Raw genomic sequence first — 14,548 nt, 5'->3', positions numbered from 1 at the left:
CGATGCTCTGCGCTTTTGCTTTTGTAGGAGGATGGTGGTGATAATAAAAAAGGCGACTCCTTCGCAGGAGTCGCCTTTGTTTTGACTGCCGCTAAAACTTACTCGGACAGTTTGTACGCGATCACATAGTCACCCATTTTGGTGCCCAGTGAGCCGTGGCCACCGACGACCAGCAGCACGTACTGCTTGCCGTCCTTGCCGGTGTAGGTCATCGGCGTAGCCTGACCGCCAGCCGGCAGGCGCGATTTCCAAAGCTCGTTGCCGGTGTTGACGTCATAGGCGCGCAGGTATTGATCCAGCGTGCCGCTGAGGAAGCCGACGCCGCCGGCGGTGACCATCGAGCCGCCCATGCTTGGCACGCCGAGTGTCAGGCCGATAGGCAATGGCGAGCTGTCGCGGCTGGTGCCGTTCTTGCGTTTCCACACGACTTTGCTGGTGGTCAGGTCGATGCCGGCCACGTAGCCCCAGGCCGGAGCCTGGCACGGCACGCCGAACGGCGACATGAACGGGTGCATGATCACCGCGTACGGTGCGCCCGTGTTCGGTTGCACGCCCGCTGTTTCGCTCTCGCGCTTGCTGCCGGCCGCGACTTCGGCGCGAGGCACCATTTTCGAGACGAAGGCCATGTAGTTCGGGCTGGTGAACAGCATCTGGCGAACCGGGTCGACCGAAACACCGCCCCAGTTGAAGACGCCGACGTTACCCGGATAGATCAGGCTGCCCTGTTCCGACGGCGGGGTGTACTGACCGTCGTAACGCAGCTCCTTGAACTGGATGCGGCACAGCATCTGGTCGAACGGGCTGGCGCCCCACATGGCTTTTTCGGTCAGTTCCGGGGCCAGCAGGTTCAGGTCCGAACGGGCCTGGGTCGGTGCGGTGTGGTCGCCTTTCACGGCGCCTTGCGGAACCGGGATTTCCTTGATCGGGATGATCGGCGTGCCGTCGCGACGGTCGAGGACGTACAGGCTGCCTTGCTTGGTCGGCTGGATCACAGCCGGCTTGATGCCGTCGGCGGTTTTCATGTCCAGCAGGGTTGGCTGGCTGCCGACGTCCATGTCCCACAGGTCGTGGTGGGTGAACTGGTAGTTCCAGCGCACCTTGCCGGTGGCCAGGTCCAGCGCGACCAGGCCGGCACTGAACTTCTCGGCGCCCGGGGTGCGGTCTGCGCCCCACTGGTCAGGGGTCTGGTTGCCCAGTGGCAGGTAGACCATGCCGAGTTTTTCGTCGACGCTGGCCAGCGACCACATGTTGGCCGAGTTGCGGCTGTAGTGTTCGCCCTCTGGCAGCGGTTCGGTCGCGTCGGGATTGTTGCTGTCCCAGTTCCACACCAGATGACCGTCGTGTACGTCAAAGGCACGGATCACGCCGGATGGCTCGTTGGTCGACTCGTTGTCGGTGACGTGGCCGCCCATGATCACCAGGTCACGGGTGATCGCTGCTGGCGAGGTGGAGTAGTAGCCACCGGGGGTGAACGGCCCGATGCCTTGAGTCAGGTCAACCACACCGTTTTTACCGAAACCTTCGCAGACCTTGCCGGTGTCGGCGTTGAGTGCGATCAGGCGTGCATCGGCGGTTGGCAGGTACAGACGACGCGGGCAGGCCTGGGCGACGGCTTTGCCGGCCTCGGAAATCACTGCGGAAGCAGCGCTTTCAGACTTGGCGTAGGCCGCTTCGTCGTAGTACGACACGCCACGGCAGGTCATGTGGGCGAAGCCCTTGAAGCCCACCGGGCTCTTGATCTGCGGGTCGAAACGCCACAGTTCCTTGCCGGTGTCCGGGTCCAGCGCCAGCACCTTGCTGTGGGCGGTGCAGGCATAGAGCATGCCGTTGGCCTTGAGCGGGGTGTTTTCGTTGGTCAGTTCCACCGGATCACCGGCGGTTGGCAGATCGCCGGTCTGGATACGCCAGGCTTCTTGCAGCTTGCCGACGTTGGCCGGGGTGATCTGCTTGAGTGGCGAATAGCGGTCACCGAATTCGCTGCGGCCATAGGCCTGCCAGTCGCCTTCGGGCATCTGCGGCGCAGTGCTGGTCATGTCAGCCGAGTCACGACCCAACTCGCCCAAGGTCTCGCCCGGATGGGTGAACTGGCTGGCCACGGCGGTGGCACCGGCCAGGACCACGGCCACGCTCAAGGCGCCAGTGCCCATAGGGGCAGGGCCGTTGATCAGCAATGGACGACGGAACCACGGTAGCAGCATCACCACACCGAGGGCGAACCACAGCGCCAGGCGTGGCACCAGTTGCCACCAGTCCAGGCCAACTTCCCACAGCGCCCACAGGGTACTGGCGAACAGCACCAGCGCGTACAGGCCCAGCGCGGCGCGGCGGGCGGCGATCAGCAGGACGCCGCTCAGCGCGATGCCGATACCGGCCAGCAGGTAATACAGCGAGCCGCCGAGCATGCTCAGCTTGATCCCCCCGGCCAGCATGGCCAGGCCCATCAGTAGAAGCAGTATGCCGAGCAGGGTCGGCCATAGACGGCTTCGACCCAAGGCACTATCAGTGCTCATAGTGTGATTCTCCGTGACGTTTCAAGTAGTCCCGCGCCAGTTCACTGTAGATGACGATCCGGCGCGGGCAGGGTTCAGATAAAACTGGTTCAGCTAATGCAGTCCCTTGTGGGAGCGAGCTTGCTCGCGATTGCGGTTGAACATTCAGCATTGATGTCGACTGATACACCGTCATCGCGAGCAAGCTCGCTCCTACAAAGGTTTTGTGGTGTTGGTCAGAACGAGGACTGGACCTTGATCCCGCCAATCAGCGCGTCATCGACCTCGTTCACGCCACCAGGATGGCGGATGTATTGCAGGTTCGGGCGCACGGTCAGCCAGTTGGTCACATGCACGCCGTAATACAGTTCGGCGCTGTATTCGGTGTCCTGGGGCGGCAGGAAGGACGGATTGTCGAAGTCGAAAACGGCGTTGGCCTGGTTGGTCGCCTCGGCATTCTTGCGAAAGGCCGGGTTGACGTGGACGCGGGCCATGGCGAAACCGATGTCGTCCCTGGCGCGCGCGTCGAACGGGCCTTTGTAGACGAGGCCGGCCTGGACGTAGTTGTCGATGGCATTGGTCTTCTTGTCGTGCATCGTGCCGTTGGCGAACAGGCTCAGGCCGCGGGAGTGGTCGCTGGCGACGCTGGTGACTTGCTGCTGAAGGCCCAGCCACATGCCGTGTTTGCTCGAGGCGCTGCGGTAGGCTTCGCCAGTCAGGGCCGCAGGCTGGCCATTGCTGTCCTTGTAGACATCGGTGGCGCTGGCGCTGCTGTAGTAGTAACCGGCACGGTACTCGCCCGGCAGGCCGTTGAGCTTCGGCGTCCACACCAGTTCCACCGGCAGGACCGCACCTTGGGTGCCGCTGCCGCTGAGCTTGAAGCCATTGCCGCGATCCAGGTTCGACGAGTTCTGCTCAAACGCGCCGATCTGCGCGTACAACTGCGGCGTCAGGTGATATTTGACCCGCATCGCCCACTGGCTGACCGGCCAGTTGTACCAGATGTCACCCGCCCAGTTGCCGACCTGGGAGCCGCAGAACGCCAGGTTCTGGAAGTCGCAGGGGAAGCTGTTGAAATCTTCGCCCTCACCGAAACGGCCGACCTTGATGTCGAGTTTTTCATCGAGGAATTTCTGCTGATACCACATCTGCGTCAGGCGCCAGGTCTGGCCGCGGCCCCAGACTTCCTGGGCCGAGGTGAAGCCGCCGACACGCGGGTCGTTGATGCGGTCGTTGCTGATGTTGTTGCCGTTGCGTTCGGTGATGGTCAACTGGAACTCGGCGTCATTCCAGCCGAGGATCTTCTGCAAGTCCAGGTGGGTGCCCAGGCCGAACTGATCGCTGTAGCGCGCGGTGCGGTCGTGGTCGTAGCCGCCGTGCAGATTGCTGCCCATTTCACCGGTGTAATCGACTTTGAAGTCGTAGCCTTTTTCCGCGAGTTCTGTGCGAGTGCCGTTCCAGTCACCAAGCATCCATGGTGAATCGCTATCGAAGGCAGACGCCGCCTGAGCGCAGGAGGCAAGGCCCAGGGCGGTGAGGCCACCGATCAGGGGCAGGATGTTTCGATGGGTAGCAGCTGCAAAGACAGCGCTGTCTCGCAAAGATTTAAAGTCGGGCATAGAGACGGAGTTCTTGATCTTTTTCTGGGGGATAAACGGAAAGCGGCAGGCGTGAAGCGAAAGCAGAAGCGTTTCAGCAGGCAGCGGGGCGCAAGGATAATGTTCTGTTACAAATAGAGAAAGTGCTTTTGCTGACATGCATCGTTTCGGATTTGGTAACAGTGACAAAAGATCGCAGCCTGCGGCAGCTCCTACAGGATACGGATTCCAATGCAGGAGCTGCCGCAGGCTGCGATCTTTTCCGTTTCACCTACATTTAACGTAAGGTGCGCGGCTTCCAATTCCCACTCTGCTCGAAGGCCCGGCATGACCGAACACAACCCTGACCCGCTGCACGGCGTGACGCTGGAACAGATCCTCAACGCGCTGGTTGAACATTACGAGTGGTCGGGGCTGGCCGAACGCATCGATATCCGCTGCTTCAAGAGCGACCCGAGCATCAAGTCGAGCCTGACGTTCCTGCGTAAAACCCCATGGGCGCGAGAAAAGGTCGAACGCCTGTATGTGAAGTTGATGCGCACCAAACGACCGCTTTGAACAGGGTCAATCCGTTCGGGTTTCGCCGCCGTTTTGTGGCTGTGGCTGCCACGCTCGGCTGGGCGGGATTGAGCATCCAGATGTACCTGATTCTCCATTCTCGCTGGACGCTGGGTGCCAGCCTGATCGGCGGGCTGATGAGTTTTTTCAGCTATTTCACCGTGCTGAGCAACACCCTGGTGGCGACCGTGCTGACCTGTGAATGGACCACCCGCGAGTCAGCCGCGCGCCGCTGGTTCCTGCAGCCTTGGGTCAGCAGTGCGATTGCCGTGAGCATCGCCGTGGTGAGCCTGGCCTACAACCTGTTGCTGCGCCACTTGTGGCATCCCGAAGGCTGGCAATGGCTGGCCGATGAGCTGTTGCATGACATCATGCCAGTGCTGTTTCTGGGGTATTGGTGGCGTTATGTGCCCAAGGGCACATTGCGCGTGTGGCATATCGCGCTGTGGGTGATTTATCCGCTGGTTTATTTTGGCTATGCGCTGCTGCGCGGGCATTTGCTGGCGGTTTACCCATACCCGTTCATTGATGTCGAGAAGCTGGGTTATCCACAGGTGTTCATCAATGCCGGCGGGTTGTTGGCGGGGTTTGTGGTGATTGCGTTGTTGGTGATCGGGCTGGATCGTCGTCTTCATCATTAGTTGGAGTTCGTTGGATCAAGATCAAAAGATCGTCCGAACGCGGCCCGAGCCGCCAATAGCCGACGGCTTTGACGAATTGTTCGTTCAAACTGTGCTCATCGAGCAACACCCGACGAATCCGCCGCGACACTTTGCTCTCGGTCGCCACCCACGCGTACAGGCTGCCGGTTGGCACCTGGATCTGGCGCACGGTGCTCAACAAATGTTCTTTGCCACCTTCGCGCAGCACCCAGATCACATTGACCTCGGCTGCACTGTGCAGCACTTGCTGCTCCTTGCCGTTTTCCACCTCGACAATCACCAGTGCGCGCCGGTTCGCCGCCAGGCCTTCCAGGCGCCGGGAGATGGCGGGCAGGGCGGTTTCGTCGCCGATCAGTAAATAGCTGTCGAAGATGTCCGGCACGATCATCGAGCCACGCGGCCCGCCGATGTGCAGGAACTGCCCGGGCTGAGCTTGCGCCGCCCGGCACCAGGGTTTGCAGGGCCACAGCTTGCTCGGCGTTTTGCGGGAACAGCAGTTTGACGTGGTCGTCCGTACCCAGGCTAATGAATCGATTCTGGTCGGACCATGTAACACTTTTAAAATGAAACAACGGCGCGATTCAGTATCTGTCCTATTAGTCAGGGCTTGAATAGTCTGTTGTCGGCCTTTGTTTATCGGGTGTGTGCTACTCGTCCTACAGAAGTTGAAGAGTGTCAAAGGGCTGTATGGGATTTTAGGTTCTGTACGAAATCAGTCGAAACCAATTTGAATTCCACAGGCGTCGAGGTTCAGTAAAGTCCGCGTCCATCAAAGACAGGAGCCCACGATGGCCAAACGGTATGAACTCCCCGACGCAGCCTGGGATTTGGTTGCGGATGTATTCGATGAACCTCGTCGTAGCGGGCGCCCACGAGCAGATGACCGCTTGATGCTTAACGGCGTCCTTTGGGTACTCTGTTCTGGTGCTGCTTGGCGTGACATGCCTGAGCGTTTCGGCCCTTGGTCAACGGTTTATCAAGGTTTTCGTGACTGGCGCAATCGCGGAACGTTTGACCAGATGCTCAAGCGGCTTCACATCAAGCTGAACGGGCAAGGGGTAATTGATCTGGAGACGTGGATGATGGACTCACGGCAGTACGCGCAACCCGGGCCTCTTCTGGTGCTGGGAAAAAGGGGGCCTGAAGAACCGCAAGATCATGCGCTCGGCCGCAGCCGGGGCGGCCTGACCACCAAGATTCACATGCCGTTGCTGGATGAGGCGTACATACCAAGCTTGCGCGGCCGCCCTCGCAAACGCTGCCGATGGTTGTTGGCTGATAAAGGCTATGACGCCGAAGCTTTGCGTCGTTACTGCGACCGGTATCGGATGCAGCCGGTGATAGCTCTGCGCAGCATAAGGCGTAAACCTAAGCCGGATTTGCCGAGTCTGTTTGATCGTCCCAAGTACCGGCAGCGCAACATCATTGAGCGTATGTTCGGCTGGCTGAAAGATAACCGCCGCATCGTTACGAACTTCGACAAACTCGCGAAAAGTTATGCGGCGATGGTCTCGCTGGCCTGCGCCATGCGGTGTTTACGAGATTACTTTTCGTACAGAGCCTAAGTCAATCTGTTTGTAGGTGAGCTCTTACATGCGGCAGGTTAACTTGTTGGTTTTATTTATTTTTTTGCAATGTTTAGGCTTCATCTTTCCTACGTTGGTTGGTGAAAAATCCTACTTACTTTTCTTAGGAATTAGTCGAATATGCCCCGGCGTTGAAAGCTCAAACAAATAGCTATTTTGGCTTCAGCCAATAGTAATGACTTGTCAGCGTCTATTCGTTAATAGAAAGGGAAGTCTCGGCTTTGTTCGAACTTTTAATTGTCCAGCCCATTTGAAGTAACAGGTATTTACCCATGTTCAAAAAAATCGCGATCGCTACTCCTCTGGCCGTTCTGGCACTGAGTTCTTCCATGGCTTTTGCTGCAGGTGAAGCGCGTCATTCCATTAATCTGGTTGCGTCGGTTCCAACCAAGGAGTTCCACGTACTGCCGGTGGACCCGGATCTGGTCATCAAAGATCAAAAGTTGAGCTACAACCCGGTTTCCGGTGATCTGAGCACTCTGCGTGCGCAATTCGACACCAAAAACACTAATGGCTCGATTGCCGCCAGCCTTGAAAGTGAAGCGTTCCTGTCCAACGGTATAGACACGGATAAGGTTCCCTTGACGGTGACGTTCAATGGTAAAACGCTGAAACATACGGCGGCTGAGGAAGTCGTCGGCGAGGCCGAGTCCACTCCGGGCAAGCGTGTCGAACTGGTCATCGCTCCCACCAAGCCAGCCGCTGGCGGCTATAAGCCGGGTGAGTACACCGGTGCGGTCACCATGATCTTTGATGCAGTGCCAACGCTTTGATGTCTTGAATGCTTGTGAGCGCAAAGCTCACAAGACATCAAAAACCGGTCGGCAGTCTCCCCTGTCGGCCGGGTTTTTCACAGCATTAACCGTTCATTCTTAGAGAATTCCGTTCATGTTCCCGATGACTCCCATCGCGGCCGCGCTCGCACTTTTTTTTTGCGCAAGTGCACTGGCCGCGCCAACTGACAATGGCACGACACCCCGCAGTTTGCTCGCTCAGGCCAAAGGTTTGCCGTCCGAGTTCGAAGAGCACTTCTTCGATGTGCCTTTGGCGGTTCGGGTGGAACTTGATCAACAATTTCTGGGTGAGGCAATGATCGTATTGTCCCGCGATGATCGCATCACCCTGCTTGAGTTTGCCGATGTCAGCGACAGCAACATTCCCGCCAGTGAGCGTGAAACCTGGGCGGCTTACCTACAAAAAGGCGTGGCCCTCGGCGCCTGCGAAGGCAGTTGCCCGGCGCAGATGCTGGCCGTGCATTACAACCTTCAGAATTCATTGGTGTCGATTCTCACTCAAAATGCCGAGCGCGACACTGAAACCAAGCGTTATTACGAGCAGCCGGAAGGTGGCAGCACGGGGTTGATCCTGCGCAACCAACTGAACCTCAACGGTGGCCAGGATCAGGACCTGGGCGGGCGATATGGGCTGGAGGCCAGCAGCAGCCTGGGCAACTGGACCCAGAATCTGAATATGCAGCTAGCCCGTCTGGGCGGTCCGGATGACAAGCTCTATCACGCGATATACGAGCTCTACAGCCAGCGTGAGCTGGAGGGCAGTTTTATGCGCCTGGGTTATTTCACCCCCAACTCCGAAGGCTTGAGCCGCCAGCCACGTTCGTTCGGTGCCAGCCCCGACACGGCAGTGGGCCTCATGTACGGCAGCTCCGACAGCCTGGCGATCAACAGCCCCAAACCCAGCGTTTACCCGATCTATGTCACCGCCAATCGTCAGGCCTCGGTGGAGATTTTTCGCAATGGCTTGCTGATCAATACCCAACCGGTCGATGCCGGCTTGCAAACCCTGGATACCCGGCCCTTGCCCGGCGGGATCTACGAAGTGGAAGTGCGCTTGATCGAAGACGGTCAAATCACCTCCACCACCCAGGAGCTGGTGTACAAACCGAGCAACTGGCGCAACCACGATGAGCGCTGGCGCTACAACCTGTTCGCCGGGCAGGAAAGCAAGCTGTTGAGTAACTGGGATGAGCAGGCCTACGGCGACATGACCGCCGGCGCCGCCTTCAACTACCTGTTGCATCCGCGGATCATTCTCGGCGTTTCGGGGCGCCAGGTTCGGGACACACTGCAATATGGCTCGTCGATCGATTGGACCTTGGCTAACAACACCAGCCTCTTCGCCAACCTGTATCAGACCCAGGACCATGGCACCGGTCTTGATGTGCAAGCGATGTACAGCTATGGCACCGGAAGCGTATTCGCGACCCATAACCGCAGTTGGCTGGACACCACCAAAATCTTCGAAACCCTGCCCGATGGCACTCGGGTGCGACAGCGCAATGTGTTTGTCGGACAGACCAGCACTTCGTCGTTGTCGGTGAATCATCGGGTCAGCAGCAGAAGCTCGCTCAACGGCCGGATCTCTCACACCGACGGCAACAGTGAAGGCGTAGGCCTGGATCTGGGCTGGACCCAGCGCACCCAGCTGTTCGGCAGCGATGGCAACTGGCGGTTCTCGGTATTTGACCGGCCCGGCACCTTCAGCAGCGGTGACCAACGTAACCGTGGCTTCGACCTGACCGTCAGCCTCGCGCTGGGCGGGCCGGGTGAGCAATGGTCCGGCAGCATTGGTTCGCGCACTTCCCGTGATGGCGGCCGCGACAACAACGCTTCGCTCGGCTACCGAAAAGACCTGCAGGACCATGTGCTGCAAAGCGTGTCGGCCACCGCGATTACCGACACTTACGGCATCGGCCTTTCCAGTCAGGCGAACTTCCAGACCGAAGCCATCAACGGCGATGCCTTCGTCCAGCGATCGTCGTTCAACGGCAACTACACCGGCGGATTGAACCTGGACAGCACCGTTGCCGTGGGCGGCCAGCACGTCGTCATGACCAGCCAGCATCAAGGCAGCGGTGCCGGGATGATCATCGACGTCGAGTCCGACCTCGATGAAATTGCCCTGCGCGCCGACGACTTGAGCGGCGGCAGCGCCAGCTTGCGGCCGGGGCGCAACTTCATCCCGATCACTGCCTACAAGAGCAGTTCGGTGAGCTTCGACTTTGAAGGCAACCACCCGCCAGCGGCCAGTATCCAGCCGGCCCGCACCAGCTATCACCTGAACAAGGGTGGCGTGGACTACCGCAAAATCACCATCAGCAAAACCCTGACCGTGCTCGGCCGTCTGGTCGACCCCCAGGGCAAACCGCTCAAGGGCCACCACATCATCAACCACGCCAGCCGCGGGGTCAGTGAAGTGGACGGGTTCTTCTCCATGGAAATGAAGGCCGGTTCGCCGACCCTGGAAGTGCGTTATGGCAATCAGTTGTTGTGCCAGTTCCGGCTAGACCCGAACAGTGCGCGCAATGAGAACGATGTGTTGATGATCGGGGATTTGCGCTGTACGCCGGATACCTTGGCGGATGCAACTTATAAGGCCGAGGCAGCGGGTTGAGCCTTTATAAAATGGACAAGTACGGGATGTTCAAAAAATGTTGATCCGATTGACGCTACTGTGTTTGGGGTTGGGGCTCTTTGTCGCGCCGGTTGGTGCTGAAGTTGTACGACTGAGTGCTGAGTTCAAACCGGACCCGTCGAAACCTAATAGTAATGAATTCAAGAATACGACACCGAATAGTGGGTTTTGCGAGAAGTTTGAAGTCGATTGCAAGCGATGGCAGATCTTCAGCATCGGTACCCTGATCGAACTGCATGCTGATCGCGCGATTCCTGCCAGGCATACCGATCCCCGTCAAGGCGCGATGTTTAATGTACCCGCAGGTTGGAAAGATGTTCCCGTCTTTGACACACACGGTATGGAGTCAGGCGTGGTGCAGGTACGAATCGCCGGCATCGGCGGGCAATACCGGCTGAGTGAGAGGGTTCAGCAGCTGATTGGTAGAGAACTCCCCGCTTATCCCGCTCACTATGCGCTTTGGCGGGAAAATAGCTGGGAGAACGCCCCGAGACCCTGCGGCTACGGGCCAGGGAGCGACTTTGATGACTGGAGTTCTACCTTCTTCTGGACCACTCCAGTTGAAGGCGTGTGCTCAAAGCAGGCGGCCTATGACATCCCGGAGTTTTCCTATAAGAATTTCGACTTCGCGTACCAACTGCGGACCCCCAACCCGTTGAAAATGGCACCGGGCGTCTATACGGCAACGACACTTTATACCGTTGGCCCGGGGGCGGACTTCGACATGGGGAATATCATGCAGCCCACGGACGGCGCTATTCAACTCGACTTCACCCTGACGGTCGATCACGTATTCAATATAGAAATTCCACCGGGCGGCAATGAAGTCGTCTTGGTGCCGCAGGGCGGTTGGCAAGCATGGCTGAATCAAGGCCGAAGACCAACGCGGTTGTTTCGCGATCAAACCTTCAATATCTGGACCTCTGCACCGTTCAAGATGAGCATGGAGTGTGAGCATTACACGGCCAACAGTACCTGCGCTTTACAGGACGATAAAAACAATCAAGTGCCGGTGGATGTATCGGTGAGTTTACCCAGCGGTTTGAGCGACGCTGAACGGCAATCGGTAAGCCGCCGCCGATTACGGGTAGACGGTGTGGGGACCGAAAGATTCGAGCCCGCTCAGTATGTCGATCGCAAACCCGGAACCTTGCACTTTGAAGTGGGCAAAGGTGCCGTGGAAGAGATGTTGCAGCGCGACAGTCTTCGCTATTCAGGCGACATCACGGTTATTTGGGATTCACAAATTTAATCGGCACTTGAGCCGCAGCGTCTCGTGCCCGCTGTCTTTTAATGAATGAGGTTAAGGAATATGAAACGCCTGTTGGCATTGTTCGGTTTTTGTCTGCTTTCTCAAGCGGCTCAAGCCGGGCCGCAGATCAATGTCGGGGTGGTGTACGACTACCTCGATGGCGATAAAAGCATCTATCTGAAACGGGTCTTCAATGGTGGCGACAGCACCGCCTTCGTCAAGGTCAATATCCTCGAGATCGTCTATGACGCCGATGGCAAGGCACGGGAAATCCCGCTGACCTCTCAGGCCGACGCCAGCGCCCGTGATGGCTTGATGGCCAGTCCGGCCAGGTTGATCGTGCCGGCCAATGGCATGCAGGGTACGCGGTTGTTGTACATGGGCGAGCGCGATAAAGAGCGTTACTTCCGCGTGCGCTTCGTTCCGGTAGTCCCGGAGAAAGAAGATGAGTTCGCGGTGTCCACCGAAGAACGCGAAGACTATAAAAAAGGCCTGTCGGCCGGCGTTAACGTACTGGCTGGCTACGGCACAGTGTTTTTCGTGCGACCCATGGAGACCCGCTTTGACAGCGTGATCGATAACGGCACGGGCAACTATCAGATCCGCAACAACGGCAACACGGTGGTGGTGATCGATGAGTTCAAGGACTGTTCAGTGAAAAGCGAGCAGGAGTGCCAACCCACTACCAAACATCACATTCTTTCCGGTCGGACTTTCCAGTTCGATAAACAGCCAGGCCGTGAGTACCGCTTCAATCTGGTTGAGGGCACACAGACCAAGAGCCTGCGCGTGGCAGGGAAATAACAGTGAAGGCGCTCTTGACCTCAACCCAATGGCCTGCAAGCAACGGTGAAGAAAATGCTTCGTAAATTAGTCATGACGACCGTGTTGGTGATGACATCGGCGTTGGGGCCTGTGGCATTGGCCGCACGCTTCGTCGAGCAGTTTGAAGTGTCGGTCACCATTCCGACGGCGACCTTTTATGTACTGCCTGTCGATCCGCAACTGCTTGAGCGCGAACAGCGCTTGAACTGGAACCCGGTCACTTCAACGCTCAGCCCGCTGCGCGCCAACTTTGATGTGAAGAATATCGATGGCGGGATATCGGCGCGCCTGAGTGAACGGGCGTACTTGTCCAATGGCCGTGACGAGATCGACTTGAACGTGGCCTTCAACAAAATCCCCCTGACGATGGACAGCCAACCGGTGGTGGACGACGCCCGGCCGGGCCGCCGGGTGATGCTGGAAATCGCTGCACTGGAAGGCCCGGACGGCTTCAAGGCCGGCGACTACCACGGCACCGTGCATATGATTTTCGAGGCGATGAGCCCTTGAAACAGGCTCGTCGTTCTTTTAGAGGGTTTTAGTGATGGTCTTTGTAAATAGCTTGAATGCTTGGGGCAGGCGAGTGCGATGGGGTGTTTGTGGTCTGTTGTTGGCACATGCCATGCCGTTATACGCAGGTTCCGTAGAGGTCACGGCGCTATTTCGCCCTGATCCGGGCAACCCAATGGTCAATCGGTTTGAAAATACCACGCCCAACCGGGGAAGCTGTGCCGCTAGCGCGGCTTACTGCAAGTCCCTTGGCATATCCAGCTTGATCATGCCCCTGTACTTCAAAACCGAAGTGCCGATTCTGGCCGGGCACAGCGAGCGTCAGGGACCGATGGTCAAGCTTCCCGCCAACTGGCGAACATTGGACGTTGTGCATCAAACAACCGGCGAAACCCGACCATTGAAGGTGCGCATGGCAGCACTCGGTGCCACGTACAGAACGCCTGTGCCCCTTGTCGATATTGTTGGCCCAGGCACCAGCTGGTACGAAATGAACCGCACACTCTGGGGCGGTAGCGCGGCCAAGGATGCCAGGGCCCCCTGTTTATCCACTACGGTTAATCACCAGACCAGCGCCACCGGTGGCTTTTTTTTCTGGCAGACGCCTGTCGAAGCGGCGTGCCCGCTGCAATCGGCATACGACATTCCGGCGGGATTCCAATTCAACGAGGCCGGCCTGGGTATTTTGACCTTTGGCTACCAGATCGAGACCCCCGATCCCTTGGGCATGCCATCGGGGATCTATACCGGCAAGATTGCCTACACGGCCGGGCCGAATATGGACATCGACATGGGGGATGTACTGCTACCTAACGATCCACTGTTGGAAATCAACTTCACTCTGACCGTGGAACACACGCTAAAAGTCGAAATCCCGCCCGGTGGCAACCGTATCCAATTGGAACCCCAGGGCGGCTGGCAAGCCTGGCTCAATCAGGGCCGCAAACCCACGCGGTTGTTCCGCGACCAGACCTTCAACCTCTCGGCCAGTTCACGCTTCAAGATGCAGCTCGAGTGTGGCACGGGCCAGATTGACGATACCTGCGTCATGCAAAACGCCGCCGGTGACCAAGTGCCGCTGGAGGTACTGGTGAGTTTGCCCAACGGCCTGACGAACACCGATGGCGGCGCGGTCAACCGCTTGCCGCTAAAGGTCAGCGGCGCGGGGACCGAGCTGTTTCAACCTTCCTTCTATGTCAACCGACGACCTGGCACCTTGCATTTCGAAGTGCAAAGGGAAGGTGTGGAAGAAATGCTCAAGCGCGAGGGCGATACCTGGTCGGGCACGGTGTCGGTGGTTTGGGATTCGGAAGTGTGAATCGCTTTCCATGACTTGTGCCGGGCGTTCAATAACTCCGTATGGTCAGGTGGGAATCATGTTTCCTGGAAAAAATATAATGGAGCGACAATGAGCCTCAGGTTCGTGCTGATGACTGCACTGGGTTGGTTCTCTGCCGTAACTCGAGACGCTCTCAAGCAACGTCCGGACCTTCCCTCCTATTGGCATGCCCGACTGATTGAATACTCGATAGGAAATGCGCTTGATGGCCGAAGAAATGAAAGTGACGCCGCACGCTTGAGTTTTCTCAGGTTGGCTCAAGCGGTCACCAATGCGCTGCGCTTTTGTCTGCTGGAA

11 protein-coding genes and 1 pseudogene are annotated in these 14,548 nt (G+C 58.0%); 9 read left to right on the top strand and 3 right to left on the bottom strand.

Annotation, left to right across the window (positions count from 1 at the left end):
- Positions 1-98: 98 nt before the first annotated feature.
- Both AC1DXW_RS05740 and AC1DXW_RS05735 read right to left on the bottom strand, forming a co-directional pair.
- Complete coding sequence (locus tag AC1DXW_RS05740) at positions 99-2,510, bottom strand: glucose/quinate/shikimate family membrane-bound PQQ-dependent dehydrogenase (protein ID WP_477753490.1); 2,412 nt, start codon at positions 2,508-2,510, stop codon at positions 99-101.
- Between the two features lie 215 nt (positions 2,511-2,725).
- On the bottom strand, positions 2,726-4,108 hold the full coding sequence (locus AC1DXW_RS05735) for a carbohydrate porin (RefSeq protein WP_477753489.1): 1,383 nt from the start codon (positions 4,106-4,108) through the stop codon (positions 2,726-2,728).
- Positions 4,109-4,414: 306 nt separating this feature from the next.
- Between AC1DXW_RS05735 and AC1DXW_RS05730 the strand changes: the two genes are divergently transcribed.
- Positions 4,415-4,645, top strand: coding sequence for a VF530 family protein (locus tag AC1DXW_RS05730; protein WP_108216564.1), 231 nt, complete (start codon positions 4,415-4,417; stop codon positions 4,643-4,645).
- A gap of 80 nt (positions 4,646-4,725) precedes the next feature.
- Entirely contained in the window at positions 4,726-5,286 is a 561-nt protein-coding gene (locus AC1DXW_RS05725) for a Pr6Pr family membrane protein (RefSeq protein ID WP_477753488.1), read from the top strand.
- Between the two features lie 28 nt (positions 5,287-5,314).
- On the opposite strand, the pseudogene AC1DXW_RS05720 reads toward AC1DXW_RS05725, so the two are convergent.
- Positions 5,315-5,837, bottom strand: a pseudogene (locus AC1DXW_RS05720) (siderophore-interacting protein); the annotation flags it as partial.
- Between the two features lie 258 nt (positions 5,838-6,095).
- On the opposite strand from AC1DXW_RS05720, the gene AC1DXW_RS05715 reads away from it, so the two are divergent.
- The 7 genes from AC1DXW_RS05715 (at position 6,096) to AC1DXW_RS05685 (ending at position 14,230) form a co-directional block, all read left to right on the top strand.
- Positions 6,096-6,872, top strand: a complete 777-nt coding sequence (locus AC1DXW_RS05715; protein WP_477753487.1) for an IS5 family transposase — start codon at positions 6,096-6,098, stop codon at positions 6,870-6,872.
- A gap of 293 nt (positions 6,873-7,165) precedes the next feature.
- A complete protein-coding gene (locus AC1DXW_RS05710; protein ID WP_477753486.1) occupies positions 7,166-7,666 on the top strand; it encodes a CS1 type fimbrial major subunit in 501 nt (166 codons plus the stop codon).
- Between the two features lie 115 nt (positions 7,667-7,781).
- The gene (locus AC1DXW_RS05705; RefSeq protein ID WP_477759829.1) at positions 7,782-10,304 is read left to right on the top strand and encodes a CS1-pili formation C-terminal domain-containing protein; all 2,523 of its coding nucleotides are present in this window, start codon (positions 7,782-7,784) and stop codon (positions 10,302-10,304) included.
- A gap of 37 nt (positions 10,305-10,341) precedes the next feature.
- The gene (locus AC1DXW_RS05700; protein WP_477752302.1) at positions 10,342-11,577 is read left to right on the top strand and encodes a hypothetical protein; all 1,236 of its coding nucleotides are present in this window, start codon (positions 10,342-10,344) and stop codon (positions 11,575-11,577) included.
- 60 nt (positions 11,578-11,637) lie between these two features.
- Entirely contained in the window at positions 11,638-12,381 is a 744-nt protein-coding gene (locus AC1DXW_RS05695; RefSeq protein WP_477759828.1) for a molecular chaperone, read from the top strand.
- 54 nt (positions 12,382-12,435) lie between these two features.
- Positions 12,436-12,912 carry a CS1 type fimbrial major subunit gene (locus tag AC1DXW_RS05690; RefSeq protein WP_477759827.1) on the top strand — a complete coding sequence of 159 codons (477 nt, stop codon included), beginning with the start codon at positions 12,436-12,438 and terminating at the stop codon, positions 12,910-12,912.
- Between the two features lie 268 nt (positions 12,913-13,180).
- Complete coding sequence (locus AC1DXW_RS05685; RefSeq protein WP_477752305.1) at positions 13,181-14,230, top strand: hypothetical protein; 1,050 nt, start codon at positions 13,181-13,183, stop codon at positions 14,228-14,230.
- Positions 14,231-14,548: the final 318 nt, after the last annotated feature.

The organism is Pseudomonas sp. P4_C4 (assembly GCF_056402055.1).
The sequence above is the reverse complement of the archived record's forward strand: the minus strand, read 5'-3'. Positions and strand labels throughout refer to the sequence as shown.